Origin of the sequence: Massilia sp. UBA6681 (genome assembly GCF_002454935.1) — a bacterium.
Classification (GTDB): domain Bacteria; phylum Pseudomonadota; class Gammaproteobacteria; order Burkholderiales; family Burkholderiaceae_D; genus Telluria; species Telluria varians.
This window is the reverse complement of sequence record NZ_DKJX01000081.1, coordinates 44,533-61,912: the sequence shown is the minus strand read 5'-3', so window position 1 is coordinate 61,912 and position 17,380 is coordinate 44,533. Positions and strand designations below refer to the sequence as shown.

Here is a 17,380-nt window from a genome sequence, read left to right as displayed (position 1 = left end):
CCGGTGCCGACGACGATGGCGTCGTAGGAGCGTTGGGTGAGGGATTCCATGGTGAAAACGGATGCTAGCACGGCCAGAATTGATACATGGCCGATACATGCCGATACATGGCCGATACATGTGCCATACATACCTTTTTTATTGTGACGACGTGCGTATAAGCCTGCTATGATCGTCGCGCAACGGCTGTCGAGCACTCCCGGCAGCTCCTTCAAAAGAGTCCGAAAGATCGCATGAACCGACCACACCTGTTCATCGTTGCCGCCAGCCTCGCGCTCGCGCACGCCGCAGTGGCTGCACCGGCAGCGCCTGCCCTCGACGCCGCCAACCCGTTCGCCCAGCCCAGCAGCCTGCCGCTGAATTACCCGGCCTTCGACAAGATCAAGAACGAGCACTTCCTGCCGGCCTACGCCGCCGGCATGGCCGAACACCTGCGCGAGATCGACGCCATCGCCAGGGACAAGGCGGCGCCTACTTTTGAGAACACCATCGTCGCCATGGAGCGTGCCGGCCAGATGCTGGCGCGCGTGGCCGCCGTGTTCTCGAACCTGCAGACGGCCAACACCAACGACGTGCTGGACGCGGTCGACCGCGAAATGTCGCCCAAGCTGGCCGCGCACAACGACGCGATCTACCTGAACCCGGCCCTGTTCCAGCGCGTGAAGACCCTGCACGCCAAGCGCGCCACCCTGGGCCTGGACGCCGAATCGAAGCATCTGCTGGAGCGCGTGTACAAGGAATTCGTGCGCGCGGGCGCCAACCTGTCCGCCGCCGACAAGGACAAGCTCAAGAAATACAACGCCGAGATCGCCTCGCTGCAGTCGGACTTCTCGCAGCGCGTGCTGAAGGAAGCCAATGCCTCGGCGCTGATCGTGGACACCCGCGGCGAACTGGCCGGTTTCTCCGACGCCGAGATCAATGCCGCGGCAAGCGAGGCCGAAAAGCGTGGCCTGAAGGGCAAGTACGCGATCGCCATCGTCAACACCAGCAGCCAGCCGCCGCTGGCGACGCTTACCGACCGCAAGACCCGCGAGCGCCTGATGGCGGCCTCGCTGAACCGCGGCAGCCGCGGCGGCGAGTTCGATACCCGCCAGCTGGTGCTGCGCCTGGTCAAGCTGCGCGCCGAGCGCGCCGCGCTGCTGGGCTACCCGAACTACGCGGCCTATTCGCAGGAACTGGAAACCGCCAAGAATCCGGCTGCCGTCAACCGGCTGCTGGCCGAGCTGGCCAAGCCGGCAGTCAATAACGCGCGCAAGGAAGCGTCTGAAATCCAGAAGGTGATTAACAGGGAGCACGGCGAAAAAGGTGGCTTCAAGCTCGCCTCCTGGGACTGGCCGCTGTACCAGGACAAGGTGCGCGCCGCGAAGTACAACTTCGACGAGAACCAGCTGCGCCCTTACTTCGAGCTGAACCGCGTGCTGGTGGACGGCGTGTTCTTCGCCGCCACCAAGGAATACGGCATCACCTTCAAGGAACGCAAGGACCTGCCGGTCTACGATCCGGACGTGCGCGTGTTCGACGTGTTCGACCACGACGGCAAGCAGCTGGCGATCTTCCTGTTCGACCCCTACGCGCGCGGCAACAAGCAGGGCGGCGCCTGGATGAACGAATACGTGTCGCAATCTCACCTGCTGGGCAAGAAGCCGGTGGTCGGCAACCACCTGAACATCCCGAAACCGCCCGCCGGCCTGCCTACCCTGCTGACCTATGACGAGGTGCGCACCGCCTTCCACGAGTTCGGCCACGCGCTGCACGGCATGTTCTCGGACGTGAAGTATCCGCACTTCTCGGGCACCAACGTGCCGCGCGACTTCGTCGAGTACCCGTCGCAGGTCAACGAGATGTGGGCGATCTGGCCGGAAGTGCTGGCCAATTATGCGAAGCACCACCAGACCGGCGCGCCGATGCCGAAAGAGCTGCTGGACAAGGTGGTCGCTTCTAAAAAGTTCAACCAGGGCTACATGACCACCGAATACCTGGCCGCCTCGCTGCTCGACCAGCGCTGGCACCAGCTCAAGCCGTCCCAGGTCCCGAGCGACGTGCTGGCCTTCGAGGCCAAGGCATTGAAGGACGCGGGCGTCGACTTCGCGCCGGTGCCGCCGCGCTACCGCACGACCTATTTCTCGCACTCGATGAACGGCGGCTATTCGGCCGGCTACTACGCCTACCTGTGGAGCGAAAAGCTCGACGCCGACACCGTGCAGTGGTTCACCGAGAGCGGCGGCCTGTCGCGCAAGAACGGCGACCACTTCCGCAAGACCCTGCTGTCGCGTGGCGGCAGCGCCGATGCGATGGACCTGTTCCGTCAGTTCCGTGGCCGCGATCCGGTCATCGAGCCTTTGCTGGAACGCCGGGGCCTGACCGGTAATTAAATCTTTTCCTGCGCTGCGCCTTTCGCCGCCGGGCCACAAGCCCGGCGGCGAAAGGCAGGCGTGTTCCAACGTAGTTCAATCACCATCCGAGACACCATGAATCGTCCCCGTATGCTCCTGATCGCGGCCAGCGTCGCGATGGCCAACCTGGCCTATGCCGCGCCGCTCGACGCGACCAACCCGTTCGCCAAGCCGAGCACCCTCCAGTACGGCTACCCGGCCTTCGACAAGATCAAGAACGAGCACTTTGCCCCGGCCTTCGCCGAAGGCATGCGCGAACAGGCTGCCGAAGTCGAAGCGATCGCCAACAACAAGGCTGCGCCGACCTTCGAGAACACCATCGTCGCGATGGAGCGTTCGGGCCGTCTGCTGAACCGCGTGTCGACCGTGTTCGGCACCCTGGTCGGTTCCTACACCAACGACAGCCTGCAGGCCCTGGACAAGGAGCTGGCGCCGAAACTGGCCGCCCACGGCGACGCCATCCGCCTGAACCCGAAACTGTTCCAGCGCATCCAGACCCTGTACGCCAAGCGCGACAAGCTGGGCCTGGACGCCGAATCCAAATACCTGATCGAGCGCTACCACAAGGACTTCGTGCGCGCCGGCGCCAAGCTGTCGGATGCCGACAAGCAGAAGCTGCGCGAGTACAACGGCAAGCTGGCCGCCCTGCAGACCCAGTTCAGCCAGAACGTGCTGAAGGAAGTGAACGCCTCGGCCTTCGTGGTCGACACCCGCGAAGAGCTGGCCGGCCTGCCGGCCAAGGCGATCGACGCCGCCGCCGCCGAAGCGAAGAAGCGCGGCCTGGACGGCAAGTTCGTGATCCCGGTCGTGAACACCACCCAGCAGGGCCCGCTGTCGACGCTGAACGTGCGCGGCACCCGCGAGAAGCTGCTGTCGATCTCGACCGTGCGCGGTTCGCGCGGCGGCGAATTCGACAACCGCGACATCGTGCTGCAGCTGGCCAAGCTGCGCGCCGAGCGCGCCGAGCTGCTGGGCTACAGCAGCCACGCCGCCTACTCGCTGGAAGACCAGACCGCCAAGGACACCACCGCCGTCAACAAGCTGCTGTCCGACCTGGCCGCGCCGGCCGTGCGCAACGCCAAGAAGGAAGCCGCCGAGATCCAGGAAGTCATCGATGCGGAAAAGGGCGGCTTCAAGGTCGCGGCCTACGACTGGAACTACTACAGCGACAAGGTGCGCGCCGCCAAGTACGCCTTCGATGCCAACCAGCTCAAGCCTTACTTCGAACTCGACCGCGTGCTGAACGACGGCGCCTTCTTCGCCGCCAACAAGCTGTGGGGCATCACCTTCAAGCAGCGCAAGGACCTGCCGGTGTATGACGCCGACGTGCGCGTGTACGACGTGTTCGAAGAGAACGGCGAGCACCTGGCGATCTTCGTGCTCGACCCGTACGCGCGCTCGAACAAGCGCGGCGGCGCCTGGATGGGCGCCCTGGTCAGTCAGAGCACCCTGCTGGGCAACAAGCCGGTTATCACCAACAACCTGAACCTGGCCAAGCCGGCGCCGGGCGAGCCGACCCTGCTCACCTGGGACGAAGTGCGCACCACCTTCCACGAATTCGGCCACGGCACCCACGGCTGGTTCTCGAAGGTGAAGTACCCGCGCTTCTCGGGCACCAGCGTGCCGCGCGACTACGTCGAGCTGCCGTCGCAGGTCTACGAGATGTGGATGGCCTGGCCGGAAGTGCTGGCCAACTACGCCAAGCACTACCAGACCGGCGAACCGATGCCGAAGGAACTGCTGGACAAGCTGCGCGCCTCGCAGAAATTCAACGAAGGCTACCGCACCACCGAGTACCTGGCCGCCGCGGTGATCGACCAGCGCTGGCACCAGCTCGGCTCGAAGGCCATCCCGACGGACGTGAAATCCTTCGAAGAGCAGGCACTGCGTGACGCGGGCCTGGACTTCGCGCCGGTCCCGCCGCGCTACAGCTCGACCTACTTCTCGCACGCCTTCTCGGGCGGCTACTCGGCCGGCTACTACAGCTACCTGTGGGCCGAGCGCCTGGACGCCGACGCCGGCGAGTGGTTCAAGGAAAACGGCGGCCTGCAGCGCAAGAACGGCGACCGCTTCCGCAAGATGGTGCTGTCGAAAGGCGGCACCATGGATGCGGTGCAGATGTACCGCGACTTCCGCGGCCGCGATCCGGTCATCGAGCCGCTGCTCGAGCGCCGTGGCCTGAACTGATGTCGATGAAGCCGGCGCTCGCGCCGGCTTTTTGATTGCAGCATCCTTTAACTAAAACCATAACGAGGACACCATGATCCGTCCACACATCCTGCTGGTCGCCGCCGCCAGCGCCGCCGCCAGCATGGCCTACGCCGCCCCGGCTTCGATGCTCGAAGCCTCGAACCCCTTCGCCAAGCCGAGCACCCTGCCGTTCAACTACCCGGCATGGGACAAGATCAGCAACGAGCACTTCGCCCCGGCCTTTGCCGAAGCGATGCGCCAGGAAGCGCTGGAAATCGAGACGATCGCCAACAACAAGGCAGCACCGACCTTTGAAAACACCATCGTCGCGATGGAGCGTTCGGGCCAGCTGATGAACCGTGTCGGCGCCGCCTTCGGCACCCTGAAGGGTTCGTACACCAACGACGCGCTGCAGGCCCTGGACAAGGAACTGGCACCGAAGCTGTCGGCCCATAACGACGCGATCCGCCTGAACTCGAAGCTGTACGCTCGCATCAAGACGCTGTACGACAAGCGCAGCAAGCTGGGCCTGGACGCCGAGGGCCAGTACCTGATCGAGCGCTACCACACCGACTTCGTGCGCGCCGGCGCCCAGCTGTCCGACGCCGACAAGCAGAAACTGAAAGAGATGAACGGCCAGCTGGCCGGGCTGTCGACCCAGTTCGCCCAGAACGTGCTGAAGGAAGCGAATGCCTCGGCCCTGGTGGTGGACAGCCGCGCCGAACTGGCCGGCATGTCCGACAAGGCGATCGACGCCGCCGCCGCGGAAGCGAAGAAGCGCGGCCTGGACGGCAAGTTCGTGATCCCGGTCGTGAACACCACCCAGCAGGCAGGCCTGTCGGTGCTGACCAACCGCGCCACCCGCGAGAAGCTGCTGGCGGCTTCGCTGGCGCGCGGCTCGCGCGGCGGCGAATTCGACAACCGCGACGTCGTGCTGAAGATCGCCAAGCTGCGCGCCCAGCGCGCTGCGCTGCTGGGCTACCCGAACCACGCGGCCTACAACCTGGCCGACCAGACCGCCAAGGACACCAAGGCGGTGAACCAGCTGCTGGCCGAATTCGCCAAGCCGGCCGTGAACAACGCGCGCAAGGAAGCAGCCGAGATCCAGCAGGCGATTAACAAGGAAGAAGGCGAGAAGGGCGGCTTCCAGGCCGCCGCGCACGACTGGGCCTTCTACAGCGACAAGGTGCGCGCCGCCAAGTACGCCTTCGACGGCAACCAGCTCAAGCCCTACTTCGAGCTGAACCGCGTGCTGGTGGATGGCGTGTTCTTCGCCGCCAACAAGGAATTCGGCATCAGCTTCAAGGAGCGCAAGGACCTGCCGGCCTACAACGAGGACGTGCGCGTGTTCGACGTGTTCGACCACGACGGCAAGCAGCTGGCGATCTTCACCTTCGACCCCTACGCGCGCCCGAACAAGCGCGGCGGCGCCTGGGCCAATGCCTGGGTCCCGCAGAGCAAGCTGATGGGCACCAAGCCGGTCATCGCGAACAACCTGAACATCGCCAAGCCGGCCGCCGGCGAGCCGACCCTGCTGACCTACGACGAAGTGCGCACCACCTTCCACGAATTCGGCCACGCCCTGCATGGCATGTTCTCGGACGTGAAGTACCCGCGCTTCTCGGGCTCGCGCGTGCCGCGCGACTACGTCGAGTTTCCGTCGCAGGTGAACGAGATGTGGATGACCTGGCCGGAAGTGCTGGCGAACTATGCCAAGCACTACCAGACCGGCGCGCCGATGCCGAAGGAGCTGCTGGACAAGGTGCAGGCTTCGCAGCAGTTCAACGAAGGGTTCCGCACCACCGAGTACCTGGCCGCGGCGCTGCTGGACCAGGCCTGGCACCAGCTGTCGCCGAACCAGATCCCGACCGACGTGCTGGCCTTCGAGGCTGACGCGCTGAAGAAAGCGGGCGTGGACTTCGCGCTGGTGCCGCCGCGCTACCGCACCACCTACTTCTCGCACACCTTCTCCGGCGGCTACTCGGCCGGCTACTACGGCTACCTGTGGGCCGAGAAGCTGGACGCGGACACCGTCAACTGGTTCAAGGAGAACGGCGGCCTGACCCGCAAGAACGGCGACCACTTCCGCAAGACCCTGCTGTCGCGCGGCGGCACCATCGATGCGATGCAGATGTACCGCAACTTCAGCGGGCGTGATGCGCAGGTGCGTCCGCTGCTGGAGCGCCGCGGCCTGACGGGGGAATAAGCAGGTTTCGCGCCGGCCGTGCAATGCGGCCGGCGCTTGTATACACTCCCGCAATTCCCTTCAACAGCAAATCCCCCCAGCGATGAGTGTTCAATCCCTCCACGGTATTACTTTAGAATCCCTGTTAACCCGCCTCGTCGAGCACTACGGCTGGGAGGGACTCGGCCGCCGGATCGACATCAATTGCTTCCAGAAAGACCCGAGCATCAAGTCGAGCCTGAAGTTTTTGCGTCGCACCCCATGGGCGCGCGAGCAGGTCGAGGCGCTGTACCTCGAGACCCGCTTCACCAACTAGCGAGAGCGACAATGCTGAACGAGAACGAACACGAACGCGATGCGAACCTGAAGGCGCACCTGAAAGCCTTGCACCGCCATTTGCAGGAAACCGATAACGTCGATCCCGAGCTGGAAACCCTGCTGCGCCAGCTCGACGGCGACATCGACCGCGCCCTGGCGCGCCATGCCGAGAACGAGCTCGACGAGAACACCTACGGCCTGTCTTCCCGTACCCAGGAACTGGCGGCCCGCTTCGATGCGAACCACCCGACCTTCTCGGCCGGCCTGCGCCAGCTCGGCAATATGCTGTCCAATATGGGTATCTAAAGAGCGGCTAACAAAACCCCGAGGGCAAGGCGCATCGTCGAAGACAGTACGCTAGTACGGCGAGACGATGCAACGCAGCCATCGGGGGAATTGTTAGGCGCTCTACTGCAACTCATTGATAAGTAAGCCATTTTTGGGGGATGTGGGAGACCCAAAAATGGTTTTCCGGTACAATACCGGCCAATGAACTCCCCAGTAAACCTTTTCGCGAGCGTCCCGAAGCGCTCCAGCCGCGCTCCCGTCGCGCCTTTCCTCCCGATGTCCCGTGCCGAAATGGACAAGCTCGGGTGGGATTCGTGCGACATCATCCTGGTCACCGGAGACGCCTACATCGACCACCCGAGCTTCGGGATGGCGCTGGTCGGCCGCCTGCTGGAAGCGCAGGGCTATCGCGTCGGCATCATCAGCCAGCCGGACTGGACCTCGGTCGAGCCCTTCCGCGCGCTCGGCAAGCCGAACCTTTACTGGGGCATTACCGCCGGCAACATGGACTCGATGGTCAACCGCTACACGGCCGACCGCAAGATCCGTTCCGACGACGCCTATACCCCGAACGCCGAGCCGAACAAGCGCCCCGACCGCGCCGTCACGGTGTACTGCCAGCGCGCCCGCGAAGCCTTCCCGGGCGTGCCGGTGATCGCCGGCAGCATCGAGGCCTCGCTGCGTCGCATCGCCCACTACGACTACTGGTCGGACAAGGTGCGCCGCTCGGTGCTGTTCGAGTCGAAGGCCGACCTGCTCATCTTCGGCAATGCCGAACGCGCGCTGGTGGACGTCACCCGCCGCATCGCCGCGGGCGAGAACATCAAGAACATCCGCGACCTGCGCGGCACCGCCTTCCTGGTGCCGCACGGCTGGCTGCCGGACGAAGAGTGGAGCGTGCACAACTCGACCCGCGTCGACGTGCCGGGCCGCGTCGACGCGCACCCGAACCCCTACGCGATGGCCCAGGAAGACACCAAGGCCTGCGCCACCGAAAACGCGCAGCCCGAGCCGGTGGTGAAACCGGTGGTGATCATGACGCGCGAAGAGCGCCAGGCCGCCGCCCGCGCAAAGGCCCAGAAGACCGTGGTGCGCCTGCCGAGTTTCGAGACAGTCAGCGAAGACCCGGTGATGTACGCGCACGCCTCGCGCGTGTTCCACCTCGAGTCGAACCCGGGCAATGCGCGTGCGCTGGTGCAGCAGCACAGCGACCGCGACGTCTGGCTCAACGCCCCGCCGCTGCCGCTGGCCATGGACGAGATGGACAACGTCTACGACCTGCCGTACGCGCGCGCCCCGCACCCGAGCTACGGCAAGGCCCACATCCCGGCCTGGGAGATGATCCGCTATTCGGTGAACATCATGCGCGGCTGCTTCGGCGGCTGCACCTTCTGCTCGATCACCGAGCACGAAGGCCGCATCATCCAGAGCCGTTCGGAACCCTCGATCCTGCGCGAGATCGAGCTGATCCGCGACACCACCAAGAACTTTGCCGGCACCATCACCGACCTGGGCGGTCCAACCGCCAACATGTACCGCCTGGCCTGCAAGGACAAGAAAATCGAGGAATCCTGCCGCCGCCTGTCGTGCGTCTACCCGACCATCTGCAGCAACCTTGGCACCGACCACAGCAAGCTGATCTCGCTGTACCGCAAGGCGCGTGCCATTCCCGGGATCAAGAAGATCCTGATCGGCTCCGGCCTGCGCTACGACCTGGCCGTGCGTTCGCCCGAGTACGTCAAGGAACTGGTCACCCACCACGTGGGCGGCCTGCTGAAGATCGCGCCCGAGCACACCGAGCAGGGCACGCTCTCGAAGATGATGAAGCCGGGCATCGGCGCCTACGACGAGTTCAAGCGCCTGTTCGACAAGTACTCGATCGAGGCCGGCAAGAAGCAGTACCTGATTCCCTACTTTATCGCGGCTCACCCGGGCTCGACCGACGAGGACATGCTGAACCTGGCCTTGTGGCTGAAGAAGAACAACTTCAGGCTCGACCAGGTGCAGACCTTCACGCCGACGCCGATGGCGATGGCTACCACCATGTACCACTCGGGCAAGAACCCGCTGGCGAAGGTGACGGAAGATTCGGAAGTCGTCGAAACCGCCAAGAGCGGCAAGACCCGCAAGCTGCACAAGGCCTTCCTGCGCTACTACGATCCGGAGAACTGGCCGGTCCTGCGCGAGGGCCTGAAACGCATGGGCCGTGGCGACCTGATCGGCACGGGCGAGCGCCACCTGGTGCCGCCGCCAGGCGCCGAGCCGGCGCCGGACTGGGACCGCAAACGCATGGTGCCGGGCGGCACGCCGGTGAGCGAGCGCGAGGTCGGCAAGCGTGGTCCGGGCCCGGCGCGTGCCGGACGCGACAAGGTGCAGGTACGCGTCGAACGTGCGCCGGCCGCGGCCGTAGCAGCATCGTCCAAGGCTCGCCCCTCGATCCTGGATACGATCAAGACGAAGCCGAAAGCGGCGCGTAAATAAGCCGCTTTGCCTGCACAAGAACCGGAGCTGGTCTCCGGTTTTTTTATGGGGTCAGGTCTGACATTTGGACACGGACTGAGCAATACAAGCAAGTAATACTCGAGTTCGTGTCCAAATGTCAGACCTGACCCCCAGTGTAGAATCCAGATGCACTAGCTTTCCAAACCCGGCACCGTGCGTGCGCGCCGCTCATGGGCGACATCCAGGTCGATGCTGGCCTGGCGCGTGCGCAGGGTGCGCGCATAGCGGTGCCGGGCGCGCAGGCGCGGATTGGTGACGAGGCGTCCCAGCGTCTCGCCCACCACCATCACCACGCCCAGCAGCGGCAGCACCAGCATCAGTCCCACCACGCCGGCCAGCGCGCCGCCGATGAAGATCATCAAGACCGTCACCAGGGGATGGACGCGGATGCTGCGCCCGAGGGTCAGCGGCATGAACACGAAGTCGTCCAGCAGGCGCACCAGCACGAACACGCCGATCGCGCCGTAGGCGATGAAGGGATTGCTGGGCGCATCGGTCGAGGCGACGATCACCACCAGCACGCAGCCGACCACCGAGCCCACGAAAGGCACCCAGGCCAGCACCGCGCAGAACAGGCCCAGCAGCAGCGGCGAGGACACGCCGATGGTCCACAGGCCCAGCGCCAGCACCGCCGTGTCGAGCACGGTCAGCTTGAGCAGGCCCTCGAAATAGCGGCGCGCGGTCTGGTCGACTTCGTGCAGCAGGTACAAGGCACGCTCGAAATAGGCGTTCGGCACCGCGCGCGCCAGGAATTTCTTGAAGCGCAGGCCGTCGCGCAGGAAGAAGAAGGCGAGGAAGGGTGCCAGCAGCAGCGAGGGCACCCAGGTCGCGAGCGCGACCAGGATCTCGCCCAGGTGCTTTTCGGCGAAGTTGTCGGTATGGGCGCGGAAGATGCCGTTCACGGTCGAGGTCAGGCGCATCTCGGCCAGCAGCGGGAAGCGCTTCTCGAGCAGGGTCATGGTGTTGTGCACGAAGGCGATCCCGCCGTCGAGGTAGAGACCGACCGTCTGTTCCCACGATTCTTCTTCCGGCCCGCGGCTCCACGAGAAAGCCGCGGTCAGGGCCAGCGTCAGGAAGGCGAAGAAGCCCAGGCAGACCAGCATCGCCGCGGCATTGCGGCCGTAGCCGCCGCGCACCAGGCGCTGCATCGGCCCGATCAGGATGTAGTGCAGCACCCCGCCGAACAGGAAGGGCAGGGCCAGCCACAGCATCTGCTGCACCACCAGCAGCAGCACGCAGGTGGCGGCGATGATCCCGGTCCAGACGACCGGCCCGGCGCGCTCGCTGCGGTTCATAGGGCTTCCAGCTGGGGACGGCCGGTGCCCATCCATTCGCGAAGGCGCAGGCCGATGTGGCGTGCCAGCGCCAGCGAGATCTTGTAGCCGATCACGGCGTCGGTCTCCAGCAGCCCGAGGAAGTCGGCGCGGAAGAACACCGCCATCTCGCAGGGCTCGACGGCGCGTGCCTGGGCATTGCGCGGGGAGTTGTCGAGCAGGGCCAGGTCGCCGAAGAAGCTGCCAGGCCCGAGCTCGGCCACCACCTGGTTGCTGCCCTCATGGAGCTTGCTGATGAGGACCCGACCGCTCATGATCAGGTACAGCGCCTGGCCTTCCTCGCCCTCGTCGAAAACGATCTCGTCGGTGAGGTAGCGGCGCTCGTGCAGCAGGCCGTCGACGATTTCCAGTTCCAGCGGCGTCAATGCCGAGAACAGCGCCAGGTTCTTCAGGCGGTGCAGGCGCGGCGACATCTTGGGCGACTTGAGGAAACCGAAAATCACGATTGCTCCAGCATGGTGCGTTGGTATGTTGTCGGATGATTATCCGCTATCGGGTGCTGCTGCGCATCAAAAAAGCTGTGACCCGCATATGTCCCAACTGAAAGTGTTGCGCTCTGCACATGTCTATTCAATTGTGCGGACCTACAGCAGGGAAAGCGTGTAATATAGTTCTTTGCGGAAACATATATTAATAGATGAACATGATTGTGGTGAGGTCAACCCACCCATGGGATCAGCGGTGCTCGACATTCATTCCTTCCTGCTGGCGCTAGGCGTCGGCAACATCGCGTTTGCCGTTCTCATGGCGGGCTATACGCATGGCGCCGCGCCCAGTCCGGGATTGCGCCTGTGGATGTGGGCGCGTTTCGGCATGGGCGTGTGCCAGCTGCTGGGCTGGTGCCGTGTCTATTTCGACGTGCCCATGCTCAATGGCATCGAGGGCGCCGGCTGGGTCCTCGCGATCTCGCTGGAAGTGGCCGCCTACTGCATCTTCTTCGGGCTCGAGCGCTGGCAGCGCGTGCTGCCGCCGATGTCGGCGCTGGCCCTGGCCATCGTGCTGGCGGCCGGCAGCGCGGGCGCACCCGTGCCCTATCTCACCGCGCTGGTCGCCGGCGTCCTCGCGCTGTTCTCGGCGGCGATGGCCTGGATCCTGCTGCGTCCGCGGCGCCGCGCCACCCTGCTGCAACGGATCATCGGCGTCAATGACGCGGTGTTCGCGGTCTCGGTCGCCTTATGGGCCGCCAACTGCCTGGGCAGCGACGCCCCGCTGGGCCAGCGTGCCGCGCAGGAGTCGGCTTACCTGGCCGGCTATCTCCTGATGATCGTGAACGGTTTCGGCTTTCTGCTGTTGTGCAAGGAAAAGGACGATGCCGAGATGGCGCGCCTGGCTACGACCGACAGCCTCACCGGCCTGCCGAACCGCCACGCCTTCCTCGAGCGTGCCGAGAACGCACGCCAGGCTGCGCTGCGCCAGCGCCAGCCGCTGGCGCTGGCGATGATGGACATCGACCACTTCAAGCAGATCAACGACCGTTTCGGCCATGCCACCGGCGACGAGGCCCTGAACGTGTTCGCCTGCACCGCGCGCGCGACCCTGCGCGCGCACGAGACCATCGGTCGCCTCGGTGGCGAGGAGTTCGCGATGGTACTGCCGGGCACCGAACTGGCCAGTGCGCTGGCCGCCGCCGAACGCCTGCGCCAGGCGGTGCGCGAGGCGGTCGTGATCACCAGCGGCAGCAACTATACGATGACGGTAAGTATCGGCGTTGTCGTGCTCGATCCGAACGAGACGCTGGGGATGGCGCTGGCACGGGCGGACCATGCGCTGTATGCGGCGAAGAGCGGGGGGCGGGATCGGGTTGAAGCGGGGAGGCCGCAGCAGCGGAGGGCTTGAGAAGACGCGCCTGAGAAGACTAGAGTGCAAAAAAAAATGGTCCGCGTTGGCGGACCATTTTCTTTGAGGTGCTCAAAGCGGACCGGGCTCGCCCACGTGCCGCGGGCCGATTGCCTTGCAAGGCAATCCCTTCGAGCCCACGGCCCGCATTCGTCCGCAGGGACGAATGCTCCTATCGCTGAACGAAAAAAGGTCCGACTTCTCGGACCCTTCTTCTTAAGCTGGCGGAGCGGACGGGGCTCGCCCACGTGCCGCGGGCCGCGGATTGCCTTGCAAGGCAATCCCTTCGAGCCCACGGCCCGCATTCGTCCGCAGGGACGAATGCTCCTATCGCTGAACGAAAAAAGGGTCCGACTTCTCGGACCCTTCTTCTTAAGCTGGCGGAGCGGACGGGGCTCGAACCCGCGACCCCCGGCGTGACAGGCCGGTATTCTAACCAACTGAACTACCGCTCCGTTTTATTCTTCTTCGTCACTTTGAAAAAGAAAAGGTCCGACGAATCAGACCTTTTCCCTTGATGCTGGCGGAGCGGACGGGGCTCGAACCCGCGACCCCCGGCGTGACAGGCCGGTATTCTAACCAACTGAACTACCGCTCCGTTTACTCTGATCAGTACTTCGATCAACCTGCTGAATGTGCTTGGTGGGCGCTGAGAGGCTCGAACTCCCGACCTAATCCTTGTAAGGGATCCGCTCTACCAACTGAGCTAAGCGCCCGGCTTCTCTATTCAGAGGTTTCTGTCTGACGCTTGTCATTGCGTCCGAAGAGGCCCGAATTATAGAGGCTGGAATTCAAGGTGTGCAAGGCTTTTCGAAAAAAATCGACAACTTCTGGAGGATGGGCGCCATTTTCACGATCCCGGCGCTTTTGTGTAAATATCATGCTTCGCTCCGATGAGAACCGCCATGCCCACCGCCCACCCCTTGTTGCAGCACCTGTTCGACGCCGCCATGGCTGCCGCCGATCCCTACCACCTGGTCGCGCCGCACCTGCCGCCGCCGCCCAAGGGGCGCACCCTGGTGCTCGGCGCCGGCAAGGCGGCCGCGCGCATGGCCGAGGCGGTCGAGCGCCACTGGCAGGGACCGCTTGAGGGACTGGTGGTCACGCGCTACGGCCACGGCGCGCCGACCCGCCACATCGAGGTCATCGAAGCCGGCCACCCGGTGCCGGACGCAGCCGGCGAGGACGCGGCCCGCCGCATGCTGGAAGCCGCCGCCGGGCTGGGGCCGGATGACCTGGTGCTGTGCCTGGTGTCCGGCGGCGGCTCCGCACTGATGTCGCTGCCCGCGCCCGGCATCAGCTTCGAGGAAAAGCGCACGCTGAACCGGGAGCTGCTGCGCTGTGGTGCGCCGATCGGCGAGATCAATCGCGTGCGCCGGCACCTGTCCGCCATCAAGGGCGGACGGCTGGCGCTGGCCTGCTACCCGGCGCGCGTGGTGACCCTGGTGGTGTCGGACGTGCCGGGTGACGATCCGGCCGTGGTGGCCTCGGGTCCTACCGTGCCCGACGGCAGCACCGGCCTGGACGCGCTCGCCATCCTCGAGAAGTACCGGATTCCTGTATCAGGCGCCGTGCGCACGGTGCTGATGGATGCGCAACTGGCGGCGCCGCTGCCGGGCGATCCGCGCCTGGCGCGCAACGCCACCCATGTCATCGTCACCGCCCAGCAATCGCTCGATGCCGCGGCAAGCGCCGCGCGCGCGGCCGGTTATGCGCCGCTGATCCTGTCGTCGAGCATGGAAGGGGAGGCGCGCGAGGTGGCGCTGGTGCATGCCAGCATTGCGCGCCAGGTCGTGCAGCATGGCCAGCCGCTGGACGCGCCCTGCGTGCTCCTCTCGGGCGGCGAAACCAGCGTCACCGTGCGCGGCCAGGGCAGGGGCGGGCGCAATGCCGAATTCCTGCTGGCGCTCGGCGTCGCCCTCGACGGCCTGCCGGGCGTGCACGCGCTCGCCGCCGACACCGACGGCATCGACGGCACCGAAGACAATGCCGGCGCCTGGCTCGCGCCCGGTACGCTGGCGCGGGCGCGCTCCCAGGGACGCGATGCGCGCGCGCACCTGGCGGACAACGACGGCTACGGCTTTTTCGCCGCTCTCGGCCAGCTGATCGTCACCGGCCCTACCCGTACCAACGTCAACGACTTTCGCGCCATCGTCATCGAAACCGACGTGCTGTAACTGCCCTGGCACCTCCACCGGTTTGAACTGGAAGGCCGCGCCCAGCGCGGCCTTTTTATTTGTCTTTAAGCCCAAACAATATGGGCTCCTTTACCTTATCTAAAAGGAAAGGTTTTTGAGATATGTCAACACAATTGTGGCATACGATATTTGCCTATTTTAACGTTTCGCCGAAGAAAACATGTTTCTAAAGCATGGGTTAGCCGGAGTGTTGTTAATACGCCGAAATTGTCTCCAATTGTCACGCACAGGCTTTTCCTTTCGTATTACGCTGCTTTTCGCCGCATTCAGACGGCACCGGCAATGACCGGAAATCAATGACACAGGCGAGGGTCCTCGCTTGACGGAAAACACACAATAAGGAAGAAACATGAAGCAATCGCATTCGATTCATCCTGCAATGTTGAAGATGTGCGCTGCAATCTCGCTCGCGTTCGTGGCAGCCACGGCTGGCGCAGCCGAGCAGAAGTTCATCCTGGAGACAGACCGTATCATCGTGAAGTACAAGGACTCGGCGCCCGCAGCCAAGGGCCTGGCCCGCGCCGCCGAAGTCAAGGCCGACCGCAAGGCCAAGCTGGCGCGAGCAGGCCAGGAGTTCGGCATGCTGGTCAGCGAAAGCCATGCCATCTCGACCGGCGCCCATGTGTTCAAGCTCAATGGCCGCAAGCACCTGCAGGAAGTCGAAAAACTGGCTGCCGAGATGATGGCGCGCGACCCGGACATCGAATACGCCGAGCCGGACCGCATCATGACCCACATGGCGACCGCCAACGACCCGTACTACGCCCAGCAGTGGCACTACACCGACGCCACCGGCGGCCTGCGCCTGCCGACCGCCTGGGACAAGTCGACCGGCCTAGGGGTGGTCGTGGCCGTGATCGACACCGGCTACCGCCCGCACGCCGACCTGAGCGGCCAGTTCCTGGCCGGCTATGACTTCATCAGCAGCGCCACCATCGGCAACGACGGCAACGGCCGCGACAGCGATGCGAGCGACCCGGGCGACTGGGTTGCGGCAGGAGAATGCTACGCCGGCTCGCCGGCATCGGGCTCGAGCTGGCACGGCACCCACGTGGCCGGCACGGTTGCCGCCAAGACCAACAACAGCCTGGGCGTGGCCGGCGTGGCGTACAACGCCAAGCTGGTGCCGGTGCGCGTGCTCGGCAAGTGCGGCGGCTACACCTCGGACATCGCCGACGCGATCACCTGGTCCTCGGGCGGCACCGTGACCGGCGTGCCGGCCAACGCCAACAAGGCGAAGGTGCTGAACCTGTCGCTGGGCGGCAGCGGCGCCTGCGACGCCACTACCCAGACCGCGATCAACGGCGCCCGTTCGCGCGGCTCGGTCGTGGTCGTGGCGGCCGGCAACGACAATATGAACGTCAGCAACGCCAGCCCGGCGAACTGCTCGGGCGTCATCGCCGTGGCAGCCACCGGCAAGACCGGCGGCCGTGCTTCCTACTCGAACTACGGCACCCTGGTCGACGTCGCGGCCCCGGGCGGCGACGGCAGCTACAGCGTGATCTCGACCCTGAACTCGGGCTCGTCGACTCCGGGATCGGACAACTACGCAGGCTATCAGGGCACCTCGATGGCGACCCCGCACGTGGCCGGCGTGGCGGCGCTGATGTTCGCGGCCAAGTCGACCCTGACCCCGGACCAGGTGGAAAGCATGCTGAAGTCGACCGCACGCGCCTTCCCGGCGACCTGCTCGGGCTGCGGTACCGGCATCGTCGACGCGACCGCGGCGGTGAATGCGGCGATCGGCGGCACCACCCCGCCGAGCGGGACGGTCATCAACGAGACCGAGTCGAACAACACGCTGGGCACCGCCAACCTGGTCTCGACCAGCGGCACCACGGTGAACGCCACGTTGTCGAGCTCGACCGATACGGATTACTTCCGTGTCGATCTGCCGGCAGGCAAGACCCTGAGCGCGAGCATGACCCCGAACTCGACCTCGGACTACGACCTGTACGTGTACAACAGCTCGGGTACCCTGCTCAGCCGTAGCGAGAACGGTACCGGCGCGGTCGACAGCGTGAGCTCGGCCAACACCGGCACCACCACCGCGAGCCGTTACGTGCGTGTCGTGTACTACAGCGGCGGCACCGGTTCGACCAGCGGCAAGTACACCCTGAAGCTTACCTGGTAAGG

Annotated in this window: 12 protein-coding genes and 3 tRNA genes; 9 read left to right on the top strand and 6 right to left on the bottom strand. The window is 64.9% G+C overall.

Annotation, left to right across the window (positions count from 1 at the left end):
• Window positions 1-197 (bottom strand): hypothetical protein (locus tag B2R83_RS13840; RefSeq protein WP_292042280.1); only part of this gene is annotated, 197 nt, incomplete at its 3' end.
• A gap of 36 nt (window positions 198-233) precedes the next feature.
• Between B2R83_RS13840 and B2R83_RS13835 the strand changes: the two genes are divergently transcribed.
• The 6 genes from B2R83_RS13835 to B2R83_RS13810 all read left to right on the top strand — a co-directional run bounded on the left by B2R83_RS13835 (window position 234) and on the right by B2R83_RS13810 (window position 9,855).
• Complete coding sequence (locus B2R83_RS13835) at window positions 234-2,372, top strand: M3 family metallopeptidase (protein ID WP_292042279.1); 2,139 nt, start codon at window positions 234-236, stop codon at window positions 2,370-2,372.
• Window positions 2,373-2,468: 96 nt separating this feature from the next.
• Window positions 2,469-4,580, top strand: a complete 2,112-nt coding sequence (locus B2R83_RS13830; protein WP_036211710.1) for a M3 family metallopeptidase — start codon at window positions 2,469-2,471, stop codon at window positions 4,578-4,580.
• A 73-nt stretch (window positions 4,581-4,653) separates the two neighbouring features.
• Window positions 4,654-6,789, top strand: a complete 2,136-nt coding sequence (locus tag B2R83_RS13825; RefSeq protein ID WP_292042276.1) for a M3 family metallopeptidase — start codon at window positions 4,654-4,656, stop codon at window positions 6,787-6,789.
• 82 nt (window positions 6,790-6,871) lie between these two features.
• The gene (locus B2R83_RS13820) at window positions 6,872-7,084 is read left to right on the top strand and encodes a VF530 family DNA-binding protein (RefSeq protein ID WP_027866485.1); all 213 of its coding nucleotides are present in this window, start codon (window positions 6,872-6,874) and stop codon (window positions 7,082-7,084) included.
• An 11-nt stretch (window positions 7,085-7,095) separates the two neighbouring features.
• Window positions 7,096-7,392, top strand: coding sequence for a DUF4404 family protein (locus tag B2R83_RS13815; protein ID WP_027866486.1), 297 nt, complete (start codon window positions 7,096-7,098; stop codon window positions 7,390-7,392).
• Between the two features lie 183 nt (window positions 7,393-7,575).
• Window positions 7,576-9,855 (top strand): YgiQ family radical SAM protein, encoded by a 2,280-nt coding sequence (locus tag B2R83_RS13810; protein WP_292042274.1) that lies wholly within the window; start codon window positions 7,576-7,578, stop codon window positions 9,853-9,855.
• 152 nt (window positions 9,856-10,007) lie between these two features.
• On the opposite strand, the gene B2R83_RS13805 is transcribed toward B2R83_RS13810, so the two are convergent.
• Complete coding sequence (locus B2R83_RS13805) at window positions 10,008-11,171, bottom strand: AI-2E family transporter (protein ID WP_292042271.1); 1,164 nt, start codon at window positions 11,169-11,171, stop codon at window positions 10,008-10,010.
• Window positions 11,168-11,653 carry a cyclic nucleotide-binding domain-containing protein gene (locus B2R83_RS13800; RefSeq protein ID WP_027866491.1) on the bottom strand — a complete coding sequence of 162 codons (486 nt, stop codon included), beginning with the start codon at window positions 11,651-11,653 and terminating at the stop codon, window positions 11,168-11,170. Before B2R83_RS13800 ends, B2R83_RS13805 begins: the two co-directional genes overlap by 4 nt.
• Window positions 11,654-11,891: 238 nt before the next feature.
• On the opposite strand from B2R83_RS13800, the gene B2R83_RS13795 reads away from it, so the two are divergent.
• Window positions 11,892-13,046, top strand: coding sequence for a GGDEF domain-containing protein (locus tag B2R83_RS13795; protein WP_292042266.1), 1,155 nt, complete (start codon window positions 11,892-11,894; stop codon window positions 13,044-13,046).
• Window positions 13,047-13,424: 378 nt separating this feature from the next.
• Here the strand turns inward: B2R83_RS13795 and B2R83_RS13790 are convergent.
• The 3 genes from B2R83_RS13790 to B2R83_RS13780 form a co-directional block, all read right to left on the bottom strand.
• Window positions 13,425-13,501: transfer RNA gene (locus B2R83_RS13790), tRNA-Asp, on the bottom strand.
• A gap of 66 nt (window positions 13,502-13,567) precedes the next feature.
• Window positions 13,568-13,644, bottom strand: a tRNA-Asp gene (locus B2R83_RS13785).
• A gap of 42 nt (window positions 13,645-13,686) precedes the next feature.
• Window positions 13,687-13,762 (bottom strand) — tRNA-Val (locus B2R83_RS13780).
• A gap of 189 nt (window positions 13,763-13,951) precedes the next feature.
• On the opposite strand from B2R83_RS13780, the gene B2R83_RS13775 reads away from it, so the two are divergent.
• On the top strand, window positions 13,952-15,223 hold the full coding sequence (locus tag B2R83_RS13775) for a glycerate kinase type-2 family protein (protein ID WP_292042264.1): 1,272 nt from the start codon (window positions 13,952-13,954) through the stop codon (window positions 15,221-15,223).
• Window positions 15,224-15,593: 370 nt separating this feature from the next.
• Window positions 15,594-17,378, top strand: coding sequence for a S8 family serine peptidase (locus tag B2R83_RS13770; protein WP_292042262.1), 1,785 nt, complete (start codon window positions 15,594-15,596; stop codon window positions 17,376-17,378).
• Window positions 17,379-17,380 lie beyond the last annotated feature (2 nt).